Here is a 1,167-nt window from a genome sequence, read left to right on the forward strand (position 1 = left end):
CTAGTGTCCTGTTCCGCTGATTCGCGAGCAAAGTCGATGCAGCTTTTCGAGGATGGAATCGGCTGACGCGGTCCAGACGAACGGTTTGCAGTTTTCGTTGTAGTGGGAAACGAATTGATCGATTCGCTTGACCAGTTGTTTGACCGAGCCGAACGAGCCTCTACGAATCGCCTTGTCGGTGATCAACGCAAAGAAGCGTTCGACCTGGTTGAGCCACGAACTGTAGGTGGGAATGAAATGCATATGCCAGCGGGGGCGTGCCGCCAGCCACGCCTTGACCTTCGGATGCTTGTGACTGCCGTAGTTGTCGACGATGCAGTGCACGTCGAGTTCGGCTGGCACGGCCTTGTCGATTTCGCGCAGAAACGACAGGAATTCCTGATGTCGATGGCGCGGCTTGCAGGTAGCGAGCACGGCGCCATTGAGGACATTCAGGGCGGCAAACAACGTCGTGGTGCCATGACGGACGTAGTCGTGAGTAACGCCTTCGACGTAGCCGAAACCCATCGGCAGCATGGGTTGTGTACGCTCGAGCGCCTGACATTGACTCTTCTCGTCCACGCACAGCACCAGCGCGTTCTCCGGTGGACTCAGATACAAGCCGACCACATCGCGCAGTTTCTCGATGAAGAACGGATCGGTCGAGAGCTTGAAGCTTTCACTTCGGTGCGGCTGCAGGCCCAGCAGTTTGAAGTAACGGTGCACGCTTGTCGGCGAGATGGCGGTTTCGGCGGCAATCGTGCGCACACTCCAATGAGTGGATCCATCTGCCGGCTTCGTGTGCAGGGTCTTGTGAATCAGTTGGGCCAACCGCTCGTCGTCGATGGTACGCGGCTTGCCGGGACGTACTTCATCGTAGAGTCCGTTGATTCGCTGCTCCAGAAACCGCAGACGCCACTTGCCCACCGTGGCACGCGTGAGTTGCAGGCGCTGCGCGATCGCGCTGTTGGGCTCGCCGTCCGCAGCCGCCAACACGATACGCGCCCGCGAGACCAGCGCAGCCGAAATCGAGCGAGAACGCGCGATCGACATCAGTTGCGAACGCTCGTCTTCGCTCAGCACCAGTTCCGCCTTCGGTCGTCCCATCGCCATGCTGACGTCTCCCGTTCCGTTGACGTCAACATGCTACGCGAAGATAGACCAGTTAACAACGGAACAGGACACTAG

1 protein-coding gene is annotated in these 1,167 nt (G+C 58.7%); it reads right to left on the bottom strand.

Annotated features, from left to right (window positions below):
* Nucleotides 1–1,092, bottom strand: a complete 1,092-nt coding sequence (locus tag CFB35_RS33880) for an IS630 family transposase (RefSeq protein ID WP_059625722.1) — start codon at nucleotides 1,090–1,092, stop codon at nucleotides 1–3.
* Nucleotides 1,093–1,167: the final 75 nt, after the last annotated feature.

The sequence above is a fragment of the Burkholderia sp. AU16482 genome, assembly GCF_002223285.1.
Taxonomy (GTDB): domain Bacteria; phylum Pseudomonadota; class Gammaproteobacteria; order Burkholderiales; family Burkholderiaceae; genus Burkholderia; species Burkholderia semiarida.